18 protein-coding genes are annotated in these 19,970 nt (G+C 72.0%); 9 read left to right on the top strand and 9 right to left on the bottom strand.

Going from position 1 to position 19,970, the window contains the following annotated elements; translation table 11 throughout:
• Positions 1-155: 155 nt before the first annotated feature.
• A complete protein-coding gene (zwf, locus tag ABZ321_RS46970; RefSeq protein WP_354902848.1) occupies positions 156-1,595 on the top strand; it encodes a glucose-6-phosphate dehydrogenase in 1,440 nt (479 codons plus the stop codon).
• A 28-nt stretch (positions 1,596-1,623) separates the two neighbouring features.
• On the opposite strand, the gene tal is transcribed toward zwf, so the two are convergent.
• The 4 genes from tal to ABZ321_RS46950 all read right to left on the bottom strand — a co-directional run bounded on the left by tal (position 1,624) and on the right by ABZ321_RS46950 (position 6,435).
• A complete protein-coding gene (tal, locus tag ABZ321_RS46965) occupies positions 1,624-2,697 on the bottom strand; it encodes a transaldolase (protein WP_354902846.1) in 1,074 nt (357 codons plus the stop codon).
• A gap of 60 nt (positions 2,698-2,757) precedes the next feature.
• Entirely contained in the window at positions 2,758-4,821 is a 2,064-nt protein-coding gene (gene tkt / locus ABZ321_RS46960; protein WP_344506410.1) for a transketolase, read from the bottom strand.
• A 154-nt stretch (positions 4,822-4,975) separates the two neighbouring features.
• Positions 4,976-5,863 (bottom strand): cytochrome c biogenesis protein CcdA, encoded by an 888-nt coding sequence (locus ABZ321_RS46955; protein WP_344506412.1) that lies wholly within the window; start codon positions 5,861-5,863, stop codon positions 4,976-4,978.
• Positions 5,863-6,435, bottom strand: coding sequence for a redoxin family protein (locus tag ABZ321_RS46950; RefSeq protein ID WP_354902844.1), 573 nt, complete (start codon positions 6,433-6,435; stop codon positions 5,863-5,865). The genes ABZ321_RS46955 and ABZ321_RS46950 overlap by 1 nt, the downstream gene beginning before the upstream one ends.
• Positions 6,436-6,536: 101 nt before the next feature.
• On the opposite strand from ABZ321_RS46950, the gene ABZ321_RS46945 reads away from it, so the two are divergent.
• Both ABZ321_RS46945 and ABZ321_RS46940 read left to right on the top strand, forming a co-directional pair.
• Positions 6,537-7,019 (top strand): hypothetical protein, encoded by a 483-nt coding sequence (locus ABZ321_RS46945; protein WP_354902842.1) that lies wholly within the window; start codon positions 6,537-6,539, stop codon positions 7,017-7,019.
• 152 nt (positions 7,020-7,171) lie between these two features.
• On the top strand, positions 7,172-7,750 hold the full coding sequence (locus tag ABZ321_RS46940) for a dihydrofolate reductase family protein (protein WP_344506418.1): 579 nt from the start codon (positions 7,172-7,174) through the stop codon (positions 7,748-7,750).
• Here ABZ321_RS46940 and ABZ321_RS46935 read toward each other — a convergent pair.
• Positions 7,732-8,442 (bottom strand): helix-turn-helix domain-containing protein, encoded by a 711-nt coding sequence (locus tag ABZ321_RS46935; protein ID WP_354902840.1) that lies wholly within the window; start codon positions 8,440-8,442, stop codon positions 7,732-7,734. The two genes, ABZ321_RS46940 and ABZ321_RS46935, sit on opposite strands and share 19 nt — an antisense overlap.
• A 103-nt stretch (positions 8,443-8,545) precedes the next feature.
• On the opposite strand from ABZ321_RS46935, the gene ABZ321_RS46930 reads away from it, so the two are divergent.
• Complete coding sequence (locus ABZ321_RS46930; RefSeq protein WP_354902839.1) at positions 8,546-10,759, top strand: S8 family serine peptidase; 2,214 nt, start codon at positions 8,546-8,548, stop codon at positions 10,757-10,759.
• Between the two features lie 2 nt (positions 10,760-10,761).
• Here the strand turns inward: ABZ321_RS46930 and gsmA are convergent, their stop codons facing one another.
• The gene (gene gsmA, locus ABZ321_RS46925; protein ID WP_344506425.1) at positions 10,762-11,418 is read right to left on the bottom strand and encodes a sporangiospore maturation cell wall hydrolase GsmA; all 657 of its coding nucleotides are present in this window, start codon (positions 11,416-11,418) and stop codon (positions 10,762-10,764) included.
• A 169-nt stretch (positions 11,419-11,587) separates the two neighbouring features.
• Positions 11,588-11,950 (bottom strand): helix-turn-helix transcriptional regulator, encoded by a 363-nt coding sequence (locus ABZ321_RS46920; protein ID WP_354902837.1) that lies wholly within the window; start codon positions 11,948-11,950, stop codon positions 11,588-11,590.
• Between the two features lie 51 nt (positions 11,951-12,001).
• On the opposite strand from ABZ321_RS46920, the gene ABZ321_RS46915 reads away from it, so the two are divergent.
• Both ABZ321_RS46915 and ABZ321_RS46910 read left to right on the top strand, forming a co-directional pair.
• Positions 12,002-13,270 (top strand): enoyl-CoA hydratase/isomerase family protein, encoded by a 1,269-nt coding sequence (locus ABZ321_RS46915; protein WP_354902835.1) that lies wholly within the window; start codon positions 12,002-12,004, stop codon positions 13,268-13,270.
• On the top strand, positions 13,267-14,274 hold the full coding sequence (locus ABZ321_RS46910; RefSeq protein WP_354902833.1) for an MsnO8 family LLM class oxidoreductase: 1,008 nt from the start codon (positions 13,267-13,269) through the stop codon (positions 14,272-14,274). Before ABZ321_RS46915 ends, ABZ321_RS46910 begins: the two co-directional genes overlap by 4 nt.
• A 308-nt stretch (positions 14,275-14,582) precedes the next feature.
• On the opposite strand, the gene ABZ321_RS46905 is transcribed toward ABZ321_RS46910, so the two are convergent.
• Positions 14,583-15,806, bottom strand: coding sequence for an MFS transporter (locus ABZ321_RS46905; RefSeq protein ID WP_354902830.1), 1,224 nt, complete (start codon positions 15,804-15,806; stop codon positions 14,583-14,585).
• A 72-nt stretch (positions 15,807-15,878) separates the two neighbouring features.
• On the opposite strand from ABZ321_RS46905, the gene ABZ321_RS46900 reads away from it, so the two are divergent.
• Positions 15,879-16,721: a LysR family transcriptional regulator gene (locus tag ABZ321_RS46900; RefSeq protein ID WP_354902828.1), complete on the top strand. Its 843-nt coding sequence runs from the start codon at positions 15,879-15,881 to the stop codon at positions 16,719-16,721.
• A gap of 64 nt (positions 16,722-16,785) precedes the next feature.
• On the opposite strand, the gene ABZ321_RS46895 is transcribed toward ABZ321_RS46900, so the two are convergent.
• Entirely contained in the window at positions 16,786-19,341 is a 2,556-nt protein-coding gene (locus tag ABZ321_RS46895; protein ID WP_354902826.1) for a hypothetical protein, read from the bottom strand.
• Here ABZ321_RS46895 and ABZ321_RS46890 point away from each other — a divergent pair.
• Both ABZ321_RS46890 and ABZ321_RS46885 read left to right on the top strand, forming a co-directional pair.
• The gene (locus tag ABZ321_RS46890) at positions 19,313-19,591 is read left to right on the top strand and encodes a hypothetical protein (protein WP_354902824.1); all 279 of its coding nucleotides are present in this window, start codon (positions 19,313-19,315) and stop codon (positions 19,589-19,591) included. The two genes, ABZ321_RS46895 and ABZ321_RS46890, sit on opposite strands and share 29 nt — an antisense overlap.
• Positions 19,592-19,594: 3 nt before the next feature.
• The gene (locus ABZ321_RS46885) at positions 19,595-19,867 is read left to right on the top strand and encodes a hypothetical protein (protein WP_354902822.1); all 273 of its coding nucleotides are present in this window, start codon (positions 19,595-19,597) and stop codon (positions 19,865-19,867) included.
• Positions 19,868-19,970: the final 103 nt, after the last annotated feature.

Below are 19,970 nucleotides of genomic sequence, written 5' to 3'. Positions count from 1 at the left end.
CGGTGCCGGACTCCACCGGCATTCCACCGGCGCCGTCATCGGTGTACGAACCGCCGGGCCGGGTAGCGGTCAGGAGTACAGACAAACATCCACAACGGTCGGAGTGACCAGGGATCATGAGCGTTCAGTATGCAGCGCCTGGTGCCAGGGAATCGGTGACGCCGCGGCAGGAGGGCGCACCCCGCGAGGATCACGTGATCGTGCTCTTCGGCGCCACCGGGGACCTCGCCAGACGCAAGCTGCTACCCGGGCTGTTCAGCCTGGCCAGGGCGGGTCTACTGCCGCCCCGCTATCGGATCGTCGGCTCGGCCCGCTCCGCGGTCACCGACGACGAGTTCCGCCGGCGCGCCAGGGACGCGGTGGCCGAGTTCGGCACGGCGGAGCCGACCGGCGAGGCGTGGCACGAGTTCGCCGAGTCGTTGTCCTACGGCTCGGCGGAGCCGGCGCACCCGCAACCGCTGCTCGACGCGGTGGCGACGGCCGAGCAGACGATCGGCGGGCACCCCCGTCGGCTGTTCCACCTGGCCGTGCCGCCGCGGGGTTTCACGCCCACGATCGGCATGCTCGGCGACACCGGCCTGGCGGGCAACGCACGCGTCATCGTCGAGAAGCCGTTCGGCACGGACTTCGCCTCCGCCCGCGCGCTCGACGACGCCATCCACACCACCTTCGACGAGTCCCAGGTGTTCCGCATCGACCACTTCCTCGGCAAGGAGTCGGTCGACAACATCCTCGCCCTGCGGTTCGCCAACGGACTGTTCGAGCCGATCTGGAACCGCGACCACATCAGCCACGTGCAGATCGACGTGCCCGAGACGATCGGGATCGAGGGCCGCGCCGGGTTCTTCGAACAGACCGGCACGTTCCGCGACATGATCGTCACGCACCTGTTCCAGGTGCTGGGTTTCGTGGCCATGGAACCGCCGACCTCCCTGGCCGCCAAGCAGCTGCGCGACGAGACCACCAAGGTCTTCGAGGCCATGCCGCCGGTGGACCCCACCCAGGTGGTGCGCGGCCAGTACCGCGGCTACCGCGACGAGCCCGGCGTCGATCCCGGCTCGCAGACCGAGACGTTCGTCGCCGCCCGCGTCGAGGTGGACAACTGGCGCTGGTCGGGGGTGCCGTTCTACCTGCGCTCCGGCAAGTCGCTCGGGCAGCGGCGGCAGGTGGTCACCCTCGGGCTCAAGCAGCCGGCCCTGCGGATGTTCGCGCTGGACCCGAGTTTGGCGTGCGCGATGTCCAACAACGAGCTGGTGATCGACTTCGACGATCCGGGTTGGATCGCGGCCCGCTTCCTGGCCAAGGAGCCCGGCGCCACCATGCGCCTCACCGAGGCTGCCATGACGTTCCGGTACGCGGACTCCTTCTGCACCCAGTGCGCGCTGGCCGGCTATGAACGGCTCATCCTCGACGCGATGCTGGGCAACCAGTCGTTGTTCACCCGCGCCGACGGTGTCGAGCGGCTCTGGAAGGTGTCCGGCCCGTTGCTGGACAATCCGCCACCGGTGCAGCCGTACGACCCCGGGTCGTGGGGCCCGGACGCCGTCCACCGGCTCATCGCGCCGCACCACTGGTACCTGCCGGACGGCCGGTGACGCAGCCGCCCGGCCGGCGCGGCCTGCGTCAGGCGACCGCGGCACGCTGTGCGGAGATCCTCTCCACGAGGTCGTTCCAGGCGGCGACGAACTGCTTCGCCCCGTCGGACTGCAGCTTCGCGGCGAGGGCACCCTCATCGAGGCCGGTCTCACGGAACCGGGCCAGCATCGCGTCGCAGCCGTCGCCGTCGGCGGGCATCGGCGCCCCCATCTCGCCGTGGTCGTAGAACGCCTCCAGCGTGACGTCGGGCATGGTGTTGATCGTGAACGGCGCGGCGAGCCCGTACACGTAGAGCGTGTCGGAGGCGGCCGGGTCCTTCGTCCTGGTGCTGGCCCACAGCAGCCGCTGGATCCGCCCGCCGGAGTTCTGCACACGCTGCACCCGGTCGGAGTCCATGAGCTGCCGGTACGACCGGTAGGTGGCCAGGCCCACGGCAAGCCCGAGCTCGTCCTTGAGCTCCTCCGGCACGCGGGTGGCGACCTCGACGTCCCAGCGGGACATGAAGACCGAGGCGACCGACCCCACGGCGGGATCGAGCTGGCGCTCCATCCGGCGCTCGACGCCGGCCAGGTACGCGTCCGCGGCGGCCTCGTACTGCTCCGGTGAGAACAGCAGGGTGACGTTCACCGGCACCCCGGACGCCACGCACTCGGTGATCGCCGGCAGGCCCTCCGCCGTCCCGGGAATCTTGATCAGCAGGTTGGGCCGCGCGGCCCGGGCGTGCAGCGTCTTGGCGGCCTCGATCGTCCCTGCCGTGTCGGACGCGAGCAGCGGCGACACCTCGAGCGACACCCACCCGTCCACGCCGTCGGTGCGCTCGTGCACCGGCAGGAACTCGTCGGCCGCCCGCCGCAGGTCCTCGATCGCCAGCTCGTAGAACAGCTCCTCGCTGGAGAGCCCGGCCCTGGACCCCTGCCGGATCGCGTCGTCGTAGTAGCCGGACTCGATGGCCTTGTCGAAGATCGAAGGATTCGAGGTGAGGCCGGTGACCGAGTACTTGTCGATGTAGTGCTGGATCTTGCCCGAGTCGAGCATGCCCCGGGTGATGTTGTCGAGCCAGAGGCTCTGCCCGTGCTCGTGCAGCGTCTGGGTTGCCTTCACGTCCCCTCCTTGCCTGCCACAACCCCTCGTTGCCTGCGCCGGGCGAGGCCGCCTCGACGGTCAGGGGTTCGCGGCCGCTTGTTCCCGGGCGACCTGCGTCACCCGTTCTGGTGTGAACCCGAACTTCTTCTGCAGCTGCTTGAGTGGTGCGGAGGCGCCGAACGTGTGCATGCCGATGATCGCGCCGGCGTCGCCCACGTACCGTTCCCAGCCGAGCGTGGACGCCTGCTCGATCGCGACCCGCGCCCGCACCGCCGGTGGCAGCACCTCGTCGCGGTACTGTCGCGGCTGCCGGTCGAACAGCTCCCAGCACGGCATGCTCACGACCCGGGCACCGATCCCGTCGGCGGCGAGCTCGTCGCGCGCCGCGAGCGCGAGCGCGACCTCCGAGCCGGTGGCCAGCAGGATCACGTCCGGCTCGCCGGACGGCGCGTCGGCCAGCACGTACGCGCCCCTCGCGACCCCGTCCGCGCCGGCCAACCGGGTGCGGTCGAAGGTCGGCACCGGCTGTCTGGTGAGCACGAGCGCCGCCGGCTCACGTCGCAGTCCAGCGACCACCCGCCAGCATTCGACCACCTCGTTCGCGTCGGCCGGCCGGAACACCTGCAGCCCCGGCGTGGCCCGCAGCGAGGCGAGCTGCTCGACGGGCTGATGGGTCGGCCCGTCCTCGCCGACCCCGATCGAGTCGTGGCTGAAGATGTGCACCGTCGGGATCTCCATCAAGGCCGACAGCCGGATCGCGCCACGGGCGTAGTCGGAGAAGATCAGGAAGGTCGACCAGTACGGGCGGAGCTTGGTCAGCGCCATCCCGTTGGCGATCGCCGCCGCCGCGTGCTCGCGGATACCGAGGTGGAAGTTGCGTCCGAACTCGTCGGCCTGGAAGTCGCCGGCGCCGGGGAACGTCAGGCGCGTGTCCGTGGACGGGGCGAGGTCGGCCGACCCGCCCAACAGCCACGGCACCGCCTGCGCCAGCGCGTTGAGCACCTGACCCGAGGACTCGCGGGTGGCGATGCCCTTCGCATCGGCCGGGAAGGTGGGCAGCGCGTCCTGCCAGCCGTCCGGAAGCTCGCGTCGCTGCATCCGCTCGATCTCGTCGGCCAGCTCCGGATACCGCGCCCGGTACCCCTCGAAGCTCGACCGCCACGCGGCGCGGGCCGCGCCACCGTGGGCACCGATGCCCTGGGCGAACCACCCGTACACGTCGTCGGGGACGTAGAAGTCGATGTCCTCGGGCATGCCGAGGAACCGTTTGGTCTCCCGGACGGCCTGCGCCCCGAGGGGCTTGCCGTGCGCCTGCGCGGTGCCTTCGACCGGGGAGCCGTAGCCGATGTGGCTGTGCACCACGATCAGCGTCGGGCGCTCGTGTTCGGTCCGGAAGTTGTGCAGCGCCCGCTCCACGGCGTCCAGGTCGTTGGCGTCCGCAACGGTCGTGACGTTCCAGCCATACGCCAGGAACCGCTCGGCCACGTCCTCGGTGAACGCGAGGTCGGTGGAGCCCTCGATCGTCACCCGGTTCGAGTCGTAGATCCAGCACAGGTTGGCCAGCCGCAGGTGACCGGCGAGCGAGGCGGCCTCCGACGCGACGCCTTCCATCATGTCGCCGTCGCCGGTGATCGAGTACACGTCGAAGTCGAACATCGGGAAGTCGTCCCGGTTGTACCGGGAAGCCAGCCACCGGCCGGCGATGGCCATCCCCACCGAGGTCGCGTCCCCCTGGCCGAGCGGCCCGGTGGTGGCCTCGACGCCGCTCGTCCACCGGTACTCGGGGTGGCCGGGAGCGCGCGAGTCGAGTTGGCGGAAGGTCTTGAGGTCTTCGAGTGTGATCGAGGGACGGCCGAGCACCTCGTAGTCCGGGTCGACCGCCCGCGTCCCGGTCAGGTGCAGCAGCGACCACAGCAGGGCCGAGGCGTGGCCCTCGGACAGCACGAACCGGTCCCGGTTCGGCCAGATCGGATCGGCCGGGTCGAACCGCAGGAACCGCTGCCACAGGGTGTACGCGACCGGCGCCATCCCCATCGGCGTGCCCGGATGCCCGGACTCCGCCCGCTGGACCGCATCCATGCACAGGCCGCGAATGGTGTTGACGGAAAGGGTGTCCAGATCGATGGCCGTGGTAGTCAACATGGCCTCCAAGGATCGTAGATCTTGGTGTAGACCTTGCGCCACGGGTCCGCACGTCGGCGCCCCGAGCCGTACCGTACAAACCAATATCCGCTCGGTCCCGCCAAACTCACCCGGACCGAGCGATTGTCCGGCGCTCCGGGTGAGAGGGGCACCGTCACCGTCCTGCGTCTGTGTGCGGGGCGTCGCCAGGCTCCTGTCCGGGGGCGGCGGTCCGTCCGGCACGGCGGACGCGGATCGTTCGTGCTGTCAGAACGCCGGTGAGCAGTAGGCCGAAGAGCGCCGCGATCCACGCGGTGCCGGGCGTCTCCACCGCGCGGACCAGCGCCTGTTGCAGTTGCTGCGCCGCCGCGATGACCGGGTCGTCGACCGCGCCGCTCAGCTCGTGCCAGCCGTAGTAGGCGACGTACCCGCCGGCGACGAGCAGGACCGCACCGCCGATCCGGGACAGTGCGGGGCCGAACCGGCGCAGCCCGGTCAGCGCCGTGGGCCGGGCCAGGGCCACGGCCAGCGCCGCGACACCGACCAGCAGGCCCATGCCGGCGGCGTACGCGACGAACAGGCCCACCCCGGCCAGGACCGAGCCCGCGCGGAAGCTGGAGGCGACGATCGCCAGGAACGGGGCGATGGTGCAGGACAGCGACGCCGACGCGTACGCGGCACCGAACAGCGTCATCGAGCCGGCCGAGCGCCGCACCCGCGGACCCCGCACCGGCCGCAGCCCGAACGACGGCAGGTGCCGACCGGCGAGCAGCCAACCGGCGAGCAGCACCAGCAGCAGCCCGAACCCGACGGTGAACCACGGCAGGACCCGGTACAGCGCACCGGCGACCGGCGAGATCACCAACCCCACGACCCCGAACACCGCGACGAACCCGGCCGTCATCGCGGCCGTGGCGCCGAGCGCCCGCCGCACCGCCACCACCCGGCCGGGGCTGTCGTCACCGAGGACCAGCAGCGTCAGGTACACCGGCAGCAGCGCGAACCCGCAAGGATTGATCGCGGCGACCAGCCCCGCCGCCAGCGCGAGCCCGAGGTCGGCCATCAGGTCAGCGCGGCGGCCCGGCCGGGGAGGTCATCGCCTCGCAGGACTCCCTTGTGCACCACGGTCCCGCGGCTGTCCAGCAGCACGAACGTGCTCTGCGAGGTGACCCCGAACTTCTTCCACACGGTGCCCGCCTCGTCGGACAGGTGCGGCACCGCGTCCAGCTTCCACTCGGTGATGAACCGGCGCATCGCCGGCTCGTCGTCGAGGCCGCCGACGCCCACGACGTTCACCTTGCCGGCCAGCTGCTCGGCGGTCGCCTTCACCCCCTTGGCCTGACCGGCGCACGTCGGGCACCACGGCGCCCAGAACCACAGCACGGCCGGCTTCCCCGCCAGGGTGGCGCCGTTGAACTCGCCGCCACCGACGGTCCGCGCGGTGAACGTCAGCGTCGGCGGGGCCGCCGTGGCGCCGGAGGTGGCGGGTGAGGCGCCACCCGTGACAGCCGGGGCCGGCGCGGACGGACTCCCGGGCCCGGCCGCGCCGGTGGAGGCGCCGTCCGCGCAGCCGGCCGCGACGACGAGCACGGCGAGCGCGGCAATGACGGATGCGCCAAGACGTCTGAAGACCACGACACGACCCTACGATCCCCGCCCCGCCGTGATTCTTACGAACCGATGTCCTTTCGCCGCGCCCCGAAACGAGCCATGAGGGGCCTTGCTAGCGTCGGCGCATGTCCGACGATCCGCGCCGCCATCACTACCTCTTCGCGCATCGCGAGCTGCCCTCAGGGCTGTTCCGGCTCGGCATCGACCTGGTGAGCGCCGGGCGGGATGGCCGGCTCGACCTCGACGCGGTCTGGGACCGCGTGGGGCAGACGCTGCCCGATCACGAACGGCTGCCCGCGACCGGCCTGGCCGTGAGTCACCACCTCGTTGCCGACCACCACGTACTCCTCGTGGTGTTCCCGGCCGCGCAGCATCCGGCCGAAGCGCACTTCGCCGCCATGGCAGTGTCGGCCCATGACGCCCGCGTGCGGTACATCGTCCTCGAGGAGGCTCGCTCAGTGATCGACGGCACCAGGTACACCGTTCTGGGCGAGTGGACCGAGGACGGCAGTCACATCAACTACGGCCCCGGACCTGAGCCCCGGACAGAGGCATTCCTCAGCGCTGTCCGATCGCACCTGGCCGACCGGTCACAACCCGCCTCCTGACGCGCCCGCACCTCGGCATACCAACCCGGCCGACCGGCAGGCGCCGCTCTCGACAACGGGACGGCGGTGCGTCGTTTCTGTACAAGACGGTCACGGCGGCGGGTCCTAGCATCCTTGTCGATCTCGTTGCCGGGCTGAGGAGAAGCAGGGTCATGCGTGAGCTGGTCTACACAGGGTTCATGTCGCTCGACGGGGTGGTCGACTCGCCCGGCGGCGGGCCCGGTGAGGAGCACCGCAGCGGCGGCTGGGTGGTCAACGACGTCGAGTTCCTGCCCGAGGCGTTCTCGCTCAAGGGCGAGGAACTGCAGGAGACGACCGCGCTGATGTTCGGGCGGCGCAGCTACGAGGTGTTCGCGCCGGTATGGCGCGGCTCGGAGGACCACGCCGCGTACAAGGACCTGCCGAAGTACGTGGTCTCGGCGACGCTGGCCGGCGACGCCCTCGTCGACGGATGGGGATCGACGGCGATTCTGCGGTCGGCCGGGGACGTGGCCGAGCTCAAGCGCGGCGACGGTGGCGCGATCTTCATCCACGGCAGCGCGGAGCTGGCCCGGCGCCTGTCGGACGAAGGGCTCATCGACCGGTACCACCTGCTCGTCTTCCCAGTCCTGCTCGGTGCCGGCAAGCGCCTGTTCAGCGACGCGGACAAGGCCAAGCAGGTGCTGCGGCTGCGGGAGTCGGCGGCGTACCCGAACGGCGTCGTCAAGCTGATCTACGACGTCGCCCGCTGATCCAGGGCCAGCGCGATCGGCCCGCCGGTGCCGTCGCGGAGCTGGCGGGCGGTGCGGCCCACGTACCGGCGCAGCGCCCGGGCCAGATGCGGCTCGTCGAAGTAGCCGAGCCCCGCGACCACCTCGGCGACCGGGACGCCCGAGGCAAGCCACGCGGCGACGGTGCGGGCGCGTTCGATCTGCCGGACGGCGCCCTGTGTGAGGCCGGTCGCTTCGCGGAAGCGGCGCTCGACGGTGCGCGCGGTCGCCGCCGGCCGGTCGCCGCGGCGCAGGCCTGTGACGAGCGGGTCCCGGATCACGACGCCGGCGCGGACGAGCCGCGCGACGAGGGCCTCGGCGTCGTCGGCGCCGGGCGTCTCCCACCGGCCGCCGTCCAGCCGGAAGCTGCGGCTGTGGGCGTCGGGCAGCTCCACGCCGCCGTCGACCAGGGCGGGCGTCGGCACGACCCGCAGTGACGTGCCGACGGCGAACTCGATGCCGACGAACGTCGCGCCCTCGGGCACGGGCGCGGTGCCGGTCCTGGTCTCGGGTCCACTGATGCTCGTGTACGCGATGCCGTCGCGCTGCCAGAAGACGAGACCCCACGACACTCCGGCGACCGAGGTCATCTCCGCAACGCGTTCGCTCGTGCACGTCCACACGGTGCCGATCCACGAGGAGTCAGACGCACGCGTCTGGAACAGCAGTCCCACCCATGTATTGTGCCCGCCGAACCGAGCACTGATCGGGTGTCAGCGCGCCGCCATCGGGTATGGTGACTCAACGTAGTCAAACGAGCACCTGAGGTGATGACGCGTGATCGGCACCCTCGCTCTGGCCACTTTCGCGGCGTTGCTGGCCCCCGGCCCGGCGGCGCCGCCGGAGGGCGTGGTGTACGGCGAGGCGCCGAGCGGCGCCGCCGCCGGCTACGTGGTGCTGCTGGACCAGCAGCCAGGGATTCAGAGCGCCGGACAGGCCCAGGCCGCCGTCGCCGCTGCCGCCGCCGACCTCGCCGGGCGGTTCGGCGGCGAGGTGCAGGAGCAGTTCAGCGCGGCCGTGCACGGCTTCGCGATCGACGGCCTCGACGAGGCCGACGCGCGGCGGCTCGCGGCCGCGGCCGGGGTGGCCCGCGTCGAGCGCAACATCCTGCTGCACGCCACCGCGACGCAGGCCGACGCGCCGTGGAGCCTGGGTCGCATCGACGACCGCAGCGGCACCGACACGGTGTACACCTACCCCAACACCGCCAGCCACGTCACCGCGTACAGCGTCGACAGCGGCATCCGCGTCGCGCACACCCAGTTCGGCGGCCGGGCGAGCTACGGGCGGAACTTCGTCGACCGGGCCACCAACCCCAACCCGATCCCGGCGAACGCCGGCAACAGCAACGACCCGGCCAACGCCAACGACTGCGACGGGCACGGCACCCACGTCGCCAGCACGATCGGCGGCACCACGTACGGCGTGGCCAAGGGCATCAACCTGGTCGCCGTGCGGGTGCTGGACTGCGGCGGAGACGGCTACCTCTCAGAGGTCGTCGCCGGCGTCGACTGGGTGACCGCCCACGCGGCCCGCCCGGCGGTGGTGAACATGAGCCTCGGCGGGGAGAAGACCGAGATCCTCGCCGCCGCCGTGCGCCGCTCCATCAACTCCGGCCTCACCTGGACCGTCGCCGCCGGCAACGGCGACGCCGACGACAACCCGCTCAACGCCTGCGACAACTCGCCCGGCGACGTCGCCGAGGCCATCGTCGTCGGCGCGTCGAGCTCCTCCGACCACCCCGTCCGCTGGTCGGACTACGGCCCCTGCGTCGATCTCTTCGCGCCGGGCGAGGGCATCCTGTCCGCCTGGAACACCGACAACAGCGCGACCCGCCGGCTCGACGGCACCTCGATGGCATCCCCGCACGTGGCCGGCGCCGCCGCGCTCATCCTCGAGGCGCACCCGGACTACAGCCCGCAACTGGTCCGCGCCGCCCTCGTGCAGAGCTCGACCGTCGGCGCCCTGGACATGTCGACGTACCCGGCGTACGCCGCCGCGTCCACCGCCAACCGCCTGCTCTACGTCCGCCAGGCCGACCCGCCGCGCCCGGGCTCGCGGACCGTCAGCCTGTTCAACCCGCGCTTCGGCACCACCGAGGTGTACGCCCGCACCACCGGCGGCTCGCTCGCCTACGCCTACCGGTCCGGCGAGTGGTCCGGCTGGACCGACCTCGGCGGCACCACCCAGGCCGACCCGGCGGTGCTCTACAACCCGCGCTTCGGCACCACCGAGGTGTACGCCCGCCTCGCCAACGGTCACGTCGCCTACCGTTACTTCTACAACGGCTGGGCGGACTGGATCGATCTCGGCGGCGACGGCACGGGCACCCCGGCCGTGCTGTACAACCCGCGCTTCGGCACGACCGAGGTGTACGCCCGGCTCGCGAGCGGCAACCTCGCGTACCGCTACTTCCTCAACGGCTGGTCCTCGTGGATCGACCTGGGCGGCCCGGCCGCGGCCGACCCGGCGGTGCTGTACAACCCGCGCTACGGCACGACCGAGGTCTACGCGAAGGTCGGCGCGGCTCTGGCGTACCGCTACTACCTCAACGGCTGGGCGGGCTGGATCAACCTCGGCGGCACCGTCGAGGGCACTCCCGGCATCCTCTACAACCCGCGCTACGGCACGACCGAGGCATACACCCGCGCCGCCGACGGCACCCTGAAGTACCGCTACTACCTCAGCGGCTGGTCCTCCTGGGTCGACCTCGGCGGCTCCGTGGACTCCGACCCCGGCGTCGTCTACAACCGCACCTCCGGCACCACGGAGGTGTACGTCCACACGCCGGCCGACGAGCTGCGGTACATCTACTACCTGGGCGGCTGGTCGGGCTGGAACAGCCTGGGCGGCGCGATGGCGGGGTCGCCCTCGGTCCTGTACAACCCGAGCTTCGGCACCACCGAGGCGTACACGGCGGGGCGCGACGGGCACGCCTACTACACGTTCTACGCGGGCGGCTGGTCCGGCCTTCTCGACCTGACCGCCTGACCTCAGGGCAGGTCGTACTGGTACAGGCCGTACTTGGCCATGATGCCGGTCAGCTTAACCGTGTACTCGGGGTCGGTCGCGTAACCGGCCTTGTGCATCTCGGCCACGAATCGGTTCGGGTCGTTGCGGTACTGGAAGGCGACGCTGTACCGCGGCAGCGTGGCCAGCGTGTAGCCGTGGTCGCGGAACGAGTCCGCCGCACTGCTGTACACCCGGAACGACGCCGTGGTCCCGAAGCACGCCCCGGCCGCGGTGCACTCGCTCGTGGCGTGGCTGCGGCAGCCGGTGGCGTACTTGCCCTGCCCGTTGCACTTCATGCCGAAGAAGTTCTTGTCAACAGTGGACAGCGCGCTCCTGCCCCAGCCGGACTCGAGGATCGCCTGCGCGATCGTCACCGACACCGGCACCCCGTCCTCGCGACGGCTCTGCTGGGCGCCCGGCACGGACGCGGCGATGAACTCCGCCGGGCTCATGGTGCCGTCGGGCTCCGGCAGGCTCACGGACGGCCCGCCGGGCTGGCGGCACTCGGGTCCACGCGAGCGGCACGAGAACAGCGGGTCGCTGGCCTGCGCGACCGTGGGCACACCGGCCCCCACGGCCAGCGAGGCGAACGTCGCCGCGATGGCGACGGCGATCGTACGCCGGATTGCGGGCAACATGGGCGGCTCCTGTCGGACGGCTGGTGATCGGCTCCACCAACCGTCGGACAGGCGAGGCGCACCACGGTTCGCCCGGCGTTGCGGACCGGTTGCGCGCGATCAGGGCAGCTACCCGATACGTCGGAGCGCCCGGCCGAGGACTGTCATCACGGCCGGGCAGGGGGCTCGATCAGCGGCCCGGCTGGTCGGCCGGAGAGCCGCCGAGTCCGACGGACGATCGCGCCGGAGCCCCGGTGAGGGCGTCGATCAGACCGGGGAAGCGGGCGTCGAGCTCGTCGCGGCGTAGCTCGATGGTGTGCGTGCGGCCGGCCACGACGGTGCGGGTCAGGCCAGCGTCCCGCAGCGTGCGGAAGTGGTGCGTCATGGTCGACTTGTGCACGCCGAAGTCCCAGTGCGTGCCGCACTTGCCGTGCGGCAGGCCGTCGGCGAGCGTCTGCACGATGCGCAGGCGGATCGGGTCGGCGACCGCCCGCAGCACGTCGACCATCGTCACGTCGGCGATGTCCGGCATCGCGTCGTCCTCCCGCGCCATAGCCCCACCCTACAGTTGGATATCCGTCATACCATCGCCTATGTTGACCGTATGACGGATGTCCAACAATCTGGTTCGGCGCGCTGGTCCTGGGACGCCGACGGCGTCGTCACCGTGACCCTCGACGACCCCGGCCGCACCGCGAACATGCTCAACCAGCGCCACCACGACGGGCTCGGCGCCTGCCTCGACGACCTCACCTCGCAGCTCGGCCGGCTGCGCGGCGTGATCCTCACCTCGGCGAAGCGCTCGTTCATCGCCGGCCCCGACTTCGTCCCCGGCGAGATCACCCCGGACGAGGCGGCCGGCACCTACAACCTGCTGACGCCGCTGCGCGACCAGGCGCGCCGGCTGGAGACCCTGGGGCGGCCGGTCGCCGCCGCGCTCAACGGCTCGGCCCTCGGCGGCGGCTTCGAACTCGCGCTGGCCTGCCACTACCGGGTCGGCCCGAACGACCCGTCGGTCGTGTGGGCACTCGCCGAGACCGGCATGGGCATCATTCCCGGCGGTGGCGGGACGGTCCGGGCCACGCGGATGTTCGGGATCGCCGCGACGGTGCTGGACATCGTCGGGCCGGGCACGGCGTATCACCCGGCGCAGGCGCTGGCCGCCGGCCTGGTGGACGAGCTGGCCGACGACGTGGTCGCCGCGGCGCGGGCCTGGGTGCTGGCGCAGCAGGCCGGGCACTTCGTGCAGCGGTGGGAGCGGCCCGGCTACGAGGTTCCCGGAGGGACCGCGGAGCCGCCGGGCCTTGCCGACGAGGTGGGACGCCGATCGGCGGGGTCGCCGGTGCGCGCGCTCGCCGCGGTTCTGGAGGTGGCGGCGCGGAGCGCGGCGGCGCCGCTGGATGAGGCGTTCGAGCTCGAGACGGCGGCCTGCCGGGCGTTGCTGAGCGCGCCCGAGATCCCGGACCTGGCGCATCTCTTCTTCGCGATGCGCGCGGTCGCCACGGCACCCGCCGAGCGTCCCCCGGCCGGCTCGCAGGCCGCCATGCGGGAGTTCCCGCAGATCGTCGCCAACCCCCTGGCAGCGGTGTTCTTCACCCCTGACGCCCCGATCGTCGAGACCACCGACGCTGACCTCGTCCCCGAGGTCCGCGCCATGGGCGGCATCCCCGTGCTGATCCGCCGCGGTCACGTCTCCTTCGTGCAGACCCTCCTGGACGCCGGCCCCGACCCCGCCGCCATGGCCGCCGCCGCCCGCCGCGCCCTCGACAACGGCCTGCAGATCGACCCGGCCGCCGCCGACGTCGCCTCGGTGCTCGCGGCCGGCTTCCCCTCCTGGACCGGCGGCGTCCTGCACGCCGGAGGCATCCGGTGAGATTTTCGCTCGTCGAACTGGCCCCGGTCGCGCCCGGCGGCAGCAAGCGGGATGCCCTCGACCGGGCCCTCGCCGCCGCCGAGGAGGCCGAACACCTCGGCTTTCACCGCTTCTGGTTCGCCGAGCACCACCACGTGACGGGATACGCCGCCCAGGACCCGGCCGCGCTGATCGCGGCGGCCGCCCAGCGGACCTCCCGGATCCGCCTCGGCTCTGGCGCCGTCCTCCTCAACCACTACAGCGCCTTCAGCGTCGCCGAACGCTTCCTGATGCTCGAGTCGCTCGCGCCCGGCCGCATCGACCTGGGGCTCGGCCGCTCCACCGCCACACCCCTCATCGACCACGCGCTGCGCCGTGACCGGAGCAGCCAGCCGGCCGACGACTTCCCCGACCAGGTGCACGAGATCATCGGATACCTCCACAAGGCATTCGACTGCGCCCACCCCTTCGCGGCGATCGACCTCACGGCCGGCATCGACGGCGTGCCCGAGGTCTGGGTGCTCGGTTCCTCCGGCGCGAGCGCCGGCCTCGCCGCGCGACTCGGCATCGGCTACACCTTCGGCGGTCACATCAACCCCGGCCGGGCCGCCTGCGCGCTCCGCCACTACCGGGAAGGCTTCACGAAGACACCCTTCGGCACCGGTGCTGCGCAGCCGATGCTCGCGCTGAACATCGTCGCCGCCGACGACGAGGCGTCGGCACACCGGCTGACCTGGCCCGCGCGGGCACTGCGGGCCGGTGGACGGGACCGGCCCATCCCCACCGTCGAGCAGGCCCGGGCGGAGCTGAGCGCCTCGGCGAAGGCGCAGCCGAGCACGATCGTCGGCGGCGTCGTCCCGCCACAGATCTCCGGGACCCCGGCGACCCTGCGGGCTCAGCTCGAACCGGTGATCCGGGCATCGGGTGCGACCGAGGTCATGGTCCAGGACATGGTGACCGATGCCGCGGCGCGGACCCGGTCACGCCAGATCATCGCGGAGACCCTCCGGGCCATCACCGTCTGAACCCGCCGGCGGACCCGCCCGGTTCGAGCGGGACCGCGGTTGTCGCACGAGGGCGGCGATGTCGGCGAGGTCCTCGAGCGCGACGACCTGCATGGGTTCGTGTGGTGGGAACAGCTGCCGGTGTACCCCCGTGCGCGATCCCTCACGAACCAGGCCGGGTTTCGTGACACGGCTCCGGACCGGCGTCACGAGACGGGGCACTGCCTCGAATGCGGCGCGCGGCTGCACATTCACGTCACCGGCCGGCGGCCGAGCTGCTGCGGGGCGACCTGCCGCCAGCGCGCCCGCCGCCGGCGCCGCTGAGCAGGTCAGCGGGGACGCTGTCCCTGCGGTTCGAGGTCCGGTGCCTCGGCGCGGGCGGGGTCGCTGGGCGGAGACGGCGGGCGGCGGGACAGCAGCCATCCGGTCAGGGCGGCGGCGACGCCGGCCAGCCCCGCCGCCGCGAAGCCGCCTGCCGGAGTGGAGAGGTCGACGGCCACGCCGACCACCGGGGAGCCGAGCGCGAAGCCCGCGCTCTGCGCCGAGGACTGCAGACCGGTCGCCTCGCCCCGCGCGCCGGCCGGTGCCAGCCGGCTCACCGTGTCGGCGACCGTGGACAGGGTCGGCGCGGTGAGCAGCCCGGCGCCGACGACGGCCACGCACAGCGAGGGCCAGCCGGAGGCGAGCCCGGCGGGAATCGTCACGAGCCCGAGCAGGCCGAGCAGCAGCCACGTGGGCAGCGGGCGGGGCAGCGCGCCGTAGATCAGCCCGCCGGCGACGGACGCCACGCCGAACACGGCGACGACGCCGGCGGCCCAGGACACCTGGCCCGCTTCCGTGAGCGTGGCGACGATGGCGAGATCGACGCCGCTGAGCAGGGTCGTGGTGCCGACCGCCATGATCAGCACGGCGATCATGGCGGCGCCCAGCCATTGCCGGCGCGGGGGGCGTCCGGCCGCTGCGGCATCCGCCTCGCCCTCGGCCCGCACCGGCGGATCGAGCACGGCGATCCCGGCGCCGCCGGCCGCGATCGCGGCGCCGACTCCCCACGCCACCACGTCGGGGGACGTCTGCGCCACGCAGAGGATCACGATCGACGGGCCCACGATGTACGACAGCTCACCCTGCACCGACTCCAGCGCGAACGCGGCCCTGCGCTGCCCCGCCGTCGTCATCGCGGCGATCGCCTGCCGGGTCACCGACTGGGCCGGCACCATCAGCAGACCCGCCGGGAAGGCGGCGCCCAGCAGGACGCCGTACGGCAGGACCGGCACGCTCATCCAGAACACGACCTGCACGGCGGCGGTGGCCAGCAGCACGACCCGCGCGCCCCGCCGGTCGATCATGCGGCCGAGCAGCGGGCCGCCGAGGGCCAGCCCGGCGGTCAGCGCCGCCGCGACCCCACCGGCCGCCGCGTAGCTCAGGTCCAGGCCCAGCACGACGTACAGCGTCAGCGCCATTACGTCGGCGGTGATCGCGGTCCGGGCGAGCAGCGAGATGCCGAGCAACGAGGCCATCCCTGGCACGGCGAGCACCTGCCGGTATCCGGTCACTCACCTGACGCTAGGTCATCCGGTACGCCATAGGAACGCCTCATTCTGTTGGGGCAGGCATAATGAACGCTTATGGCAAGGGATCTCGAAATCGTCTTGCTGCGGTCGTTCGTCACCGCCGTGCGGGCGGGCAGCATCAGCCGCGCCGCCACGGCGCTCGGGCACACCCAGCCCGCGCTCAGCCAGCAGCTGCGCAAGCTGGAGAGCGTGGTCGGCCGCCCGTTGCTGCACCGGTCACCGTCCGGCGTCTCGCCGACCCGGGCGGGCGAGGAGCTGCTGCCGTACGCCGAGCGCATCCTCTCGCTCTCCGCGCAGGCACTCACCGAGACCTCGCGCGCGCTCACCGGCCACTGCGGCGTCGGGCTGCTCGAGGACCTCGCGGCCTCCCAGCTGCCGCAGGCCCTCGCCGACCTCGCCCGGCTGCACCCCGGCGCGACCCTGGAGGTGCTCAGCGTCTCCACGGCCGCGATGCGGGAGGCGTACGACGCGGGCCGCGTCCACCTCGTGCTCGACGAGGTGCCGGACCTTCCCGGGCCGCCCCACTGGACGGTGCGCCGCCCGCTGGTCTGGGCGGTCGGCCACGGGGTGGACGTCGCCGCCGATCCGCTGCCGGTGGTGCTGTTCTCGAACACGTGCGCGTGGCGCACGTCGGTGGTGGACACGCTGCACCGCACCGGTCGGCGCTGGCGGGTGGCGTTCGAGAGCAACAGCCTGATCGGTGTGCTCGCCGCGCTCCGGGCCGGGCTCGGCGTCGCGGCGCTCATGCCCGCGAACCTCGAGCCGGCCATGGCCTGCCACGACGCGGACGCCCTGCCCACCCTGCCGGACGTCGAGCTCGGTCTCGCACGGCACCCGCGGACCGCAGGCGACCCGCTGATCGATGCCGTGGAGACCACGCTGCGCCGCACGATCTGACCACCCCGTCGCCCAGGTCGGCGATCGCGACGAGACGATCACCGACCTGGGCGACGAGGGGCGGTCACACGATCAGGTCGGCGACGGCCCACCGGTCGACGGCGGTGCGCAGCGGTTTGACGAGCGCGGCGGCCGTCTTGTCCGGGGTGAGGTAGTTGTCCTTGAGTGCCGCCGCCGCCAACAACCGCTTGTCCGCCGGCAGGCCGAGCATCTCCTGGTAGCCGTCCTTGAAGTCCTTCGGCAGCAGCAGGCAGTCGTAGAGGACCTTGCAGTTGTCGAGGGCGCCGGACAGCAGCTCGAACTGCGCGTTGGCGGCCATCTTCACCAGGTCGGCCTGCAGCACGACGTGCTTGAGGGTGCTCTCGTCCTCGCCGCGGAGGTTGGGGTTGGTCGTGTCCAGGCCCTTGAGCTTCGGTTCGAGGGCCTCCTTCGACGGGCCGGTCCGCGCCATGATGCGCTTCGTGGTGGCGTCGGCCTCCTTCATCTCCTTGACCCAGCCGTCGATCTTGCCCAGCTCGGCCCCGTCCAGGATCTTGCCGCGCTCGACGAACTTCACGTACGTGCGCATCTTCTGATCCTTGTCGTCCCAGTGGTTCAGGATCTCGCGGACCTCCGACAGCGTGATGACCTCGCCGAACGCCTGGACCTTCAGCGGGTCGGCCATCCGCTCGTTGATCTTCTTCGTCTTGTAGGCCTTGTAGTCGATCGCGTCGCGTTCGTTCAGGCCGTCCAGGACGTAGTAGACCGGCTCCTGCGCCTCGGCGGCCCACCACAGGCCGGCCTTGCACCCGAGGGCGCCCATCCACTTGTCCGGCCGCTTGCCGCTGAGGTCGGCGATCGCGAGCTTCGCCTCGGGCGTCTGCTTGGCGAGGAACGTCAGGTACGCCCTCGCCTGCTCTTGGAACTGCGCCTCGAACGTGCCGGACTCCCGGCCGTAGTACTCCCGCGGCTTCTCCTTGAGGCCCTCCTGCAGCTTCTTGACGCCGGCCTTGAGGCAGTCATTGATGACCTTGTCGGGGTTGGCCAGCAGCGCCGGGTAGCCCCTGGCGTTGAGCGCCTTCTCCACCGCGTCCCAGATCTCGATCATCCGCAGCGGCCGCTGGCCCTCCGCGGACTCGTGCGCGGCCTGGACGTACGGCAGCCGCACGTCCTCGAAGCCCCAGATCGTCCCCGGAGCCTTGTCGAACCCGGTGATGACCTGGCACTCCTTGATCTCCTTCCAGGTCGTGACGATCGTGGTGTCCTTCCGCGCACCAAGGACCTTCAACAGTTCCGCGGCGCCGGCGACCTTCTTGCGCTCGTCCTCCGTCATCTTCTCGGTCGCCGAGATCTTCGGGTCGGCGAGCCGGACGTAGTTGCCGAGCAGGTGCTCCAGCGGCTGGACGAAGCCGCTCCAGACCCCTTCGCGGTTGCGGCCGGAGTCCGACCCGTCGCTGGCGGGCAGCCTCGGGCTGACGCCCTTGTCGATGAGACGGATCATCTCCGGATAGTCCCCGGCGTGCCAGAGCATGTTGTACGCCCGCGCGGCGAGCCCGTCTCCGGGGTCGTTCCACGCCTTGGGCTCGATGTTCGCGATCATCCAGTTCAGGGTGTCCTGGTCGAAGGCCACCGGGTTGCGCCAGTGGCGTTTGAGCAGGTTCGCCGCCACCGCCGGCGCGGCCTCCGGCGGCAGCGCGTCGCGCAGCGCCTTCACGTCGGCCCCGGTGACCTCGACGACCCTCGCGTCCGACTTCACCCTGGACAGCTTGATCGCGCCGACGAGCAGGTCGGCGAACACGTCCGGCGCTTGCGTCGCCTGGCTCTTCAATGCGGGGCTGGCGAACACGTCGCCGATGAGCGCCTTGTACTTCGGGTGTCCCTCGTCGGAGGGCAGGTACGCGTCGTCCTTCAACCCCTTGATCGCGGCGCGGACGCTGTCGAACTTGCCCGCGACCAGATCGCCCACGGCCGTGTTGACCAGCTCGGGCTGCCGCAGCTCCGCGGTGCGGGCCGCGTTGTCGAGCTTCGCGGCCTTCTCCGCCATGCCCATGTAGCGGACGACGCGGTAGGTCTGGTCGATCACGTACGAGGCGGTGTGGTACTTACCTTCGTCGATCAGTCGCGCGGCCCATTGCTTGCTGGCCGCCAACTCCGGCGCGGAGCTCACGCCGTCCAGCTGCACCCTGACCTGCTCCTCCTCGGTCTTCGGCGAGTCGTCGTCCGCCGCCTTCGGCTCCGGCTCACCGTTGGGGGCCTCGGCGGCACGCTGCCTCGCCTTCTCCTCCGCGACGCTCTTCAACTCCTCCTCGATGTCGAGCTCGTCGTTCTCCGGCAGCGGGCGGACGTTCAGCGCCATCGTGGTCGCGAACGCCTGGGCGACCTGGCCCACCAGGTCCTCGTCGGGCGCCTGGCCCTTGTTGCCGAGCAGTGCCTCCGCCTCGTCGCCGATCTTCTTCAGCGCGGCGAGCTCCATGTCGTCGGCGACCGGGGTGCGCAGGCCCTCATGCCACTTCAGGAAGTCCCTGATCACCTCGGCTTGCTCCCGCATGACCTCGCGTGGGTCGCTGACCGGCAGCTCGCCGTGCTTGGTCTTGCCGGGCTCGCCCGTGGCCTTGACCCGCGACGCGAACCCGGTCTTCACCGTCGACTTCGGCGGCGGCGGGCCGGGCGGCGGCGGGGCCGCCGGCGAGGGCTGCTGCGGCGCGGCCACCGGCGGACCCGCGTCCGCCGGCGTGTCGCGCACCGTCGCGGGCCTCGTGGTGCTGCTGACCGGCCGCCACACCGTGACCGGGTTGCGCGTCGAGCTCGTCGGACGGGCCGAGCGCGACGCCTCGGCCTCGCGGATCGTCGGATACCGGTCCGGCAGCCGCGTGGACCGCGGCGGCGTGTAGGCGGTGGACCGCCCGGTCGTCGTCCGCGCCACCGGCCGCCACACCTCGGTCGCCCGCGACGGGGTTGCCCGCGACGAGGTCGAGCGCGACGAAGTGGACCGCGACGACGCCGACTGCACGGGCGTCGACCGCACAGGGGTCGACCGCACGGGCGTCGACCGGGACACCGAGGTCGAGGACGAGGCCGCCGGGCGCGGGCGGTACCCGTACGCCGACCGCGAAGACGAAGAGGACGAGGAGGAGGCCGTGATGGGCGGGCTGTACCAGCCGCTGTAGCCGTAGCTGCCCCCGACCCTGGTGGTCGTGCTCATGCTGGACGTGGTCCGGGGGGTGTACCGGGGCACCGGCTGCTGCCGCCGGCTCGGGTTGTACCCGGACG

Origin of the sequence: Dactylosporangium sp. NPDC006015 (assembly GCF_040614215.1) — a bacterium.
GTDB lineage: Bacteria > Actinomycetota > Actinomycetes > Mycobacteriales > Micromonosporaceae > Dactylosporangium > Dactylosporangium maewongense.
The sequence above is the reverse complement of the archived record's forward strand: the minus strand, read 5'-3'. Positions and strand labels throughout refer to the sequence as shown.

Bases quoted from the DNA above. Each gene is read 5' to 3' on its own strand.
- ABZ321_RS46940 (WP_344506418.1), top strand. From the start codon at position 7,172: ATGCGTGAGCTGGTCTACACAGGGTTCATGTCGCTCGACGGGGTGGTC.
- ABZ321_RS46915 (WP_354902835.1), top strand. From the start codon at position 12,002: ATGACGGATGTCCAACAATCTGGTTCGGCGCGCTGGTCCTGGGACGCC.
- gsmA (WP_344506425.1), bottom strand. From the start codon at position 11,418: ATGTTGCCCGCAATCCGGCGTACGATCGCCGTCGCCATCGCGGCGACG.
- tkt (WP_344506410.1), bottom strand. From the start codon at position 4,821: ATGTTGACTACCACGGCCATCGATCTGGACACCCTTTCCGTCAACACC.
- ABZ321_RS46900 (WP_354902828.1), top strand. From the start codon at position 15,879: ATGGCAAGGGATCTCGAAATCGTCTTGCTGCGGTCGTTCGTCACCGCC.
- ABZ321_RS46945 (WP_354902842.1), top strand. From the start codon at position 6,537: ATGTCCGACGATCCGCGCCGCCATCACTACCTCTTCGCGCATCGCGAG.
- ABZ321_RS46955 (WP_344506412.1), bottom strand. From the start codon at position 5,863: ATGGCCGACCTCGGGCTCGCGCTGGCGGCGGGGCTGGTCGCCGCGATC.
- ABZ321_RS46920 (WP_354902837.1), bottom strand. From the start codon at position 11,950: ATGGCGCGGGAGGACGACGCGATGCCGGACATCGCCGACGTGACGATG.